The 968-nt window shown below is 66.2% G+C and carries 1 protein-coding gene; it reads left to right on the top strand.

Annotated features, from left to right (window positions below; all coding sequences use genetic code 11):
* Positions 1–19: 19 nt before the first annotated feature.
* The coding region (locus OXS27_RS32310; protein ID WP_267361746.1) for a helix-turn-helix domain-containing protein at positions 20–968 on the top strand (949 nt) is incomplete at its 3' end.

Below are 968 nucleotides of genomic sequence, written 5' to 3'. Positions count from 1 at the left end.
TCGGCGCTCATTGTCGGCCATGCGGACATGCGAGGGCCATGTGAAGACCGTATTCTCCACGGATCACGTCCACCCGCGGGACCGTTTCGCGTTCTGGCACGATGTTGCCCGAAAGGGTGTCGTTGATCACGAATCCATCCCGGGATGCCGGAATACGTTTCGCGCTGAGCTCCGCGCCGGCACGGTCGGCGCCATCGGACTTGTCTCGTTCCAGAACTCGGACATGTCGGTCACCCACACGCGCCGTCACATGGCGCACGCCAACACCGACGAGCTGTTCGTCTGTCGCCAATCCGGCGGGCAGATCGCCCTCGAGCAGGACGGCCGACACGTCGTGCTGGGGACGGGGGACATCACCTTGATCGACCCGGCGCTGCCCTACGAGGGACGGTTTTCCGAAGCCTCGGACGTCCTCGTCTTGAAGGTTCCGCGGCAGCTCATGGAAGCCCGCCTCGGGAAGATGCGGGAGATGACGGCCCGGGCGATCCAGCCGAGCTCGGCCGAGAACAGTCTGCTGTCAGCGAGCTTGGGGATGCTGCCGTATCACACGGACGGTTTGAGCTCAGCCGCCGAAGCGCTTCTTGAAGCGCACCTGCTCGATCTGATCACCCTGTCCGTCGGGCGGACGATGGGGCAGGACAGGTCACGCACATCGCCGTCCCGCTCGCTTGTCCGCGTGGAACTGCGGGCCGTGATCGAAGCCCGCTTGTCTGACCGGACCCTCGACGCCGGCTCGGTCGCCAGCGCGGCCGGGGTCAGCGTGCGATACGCCAACGCGGTGCTGGCCGACGAAAACACGTCGATCGTGCAGCTCATCCAGACGCGGCGCCTCGCGCGCTGTCGGCGGGCCCTGGAAGATCCCCTGCAAGGCGGCCGGACGGTCAGCGAGATCGCCTATGGCTGGGGGTTCTCGGACATGACCCATTTCGGCCGCCGGTTCAAAGCCGCCTACGGCGTATTGCCCAGCG

The sequence above is a fragment of the Methylobacterium sp. GC_Met_3 genome (assembly GCF_026540775.1).
Lineage (GTDB): Bacteria > Pseudomonadota > Alphaproteobacteria > Rhizobiales > Beijerinckiaceae > Methylobacterium.
The sequence above is the reverse complement of the archived record's forward strand: the minus strand, read 5'-3'. Positions and strand labels throughout refer to the sequence as shown.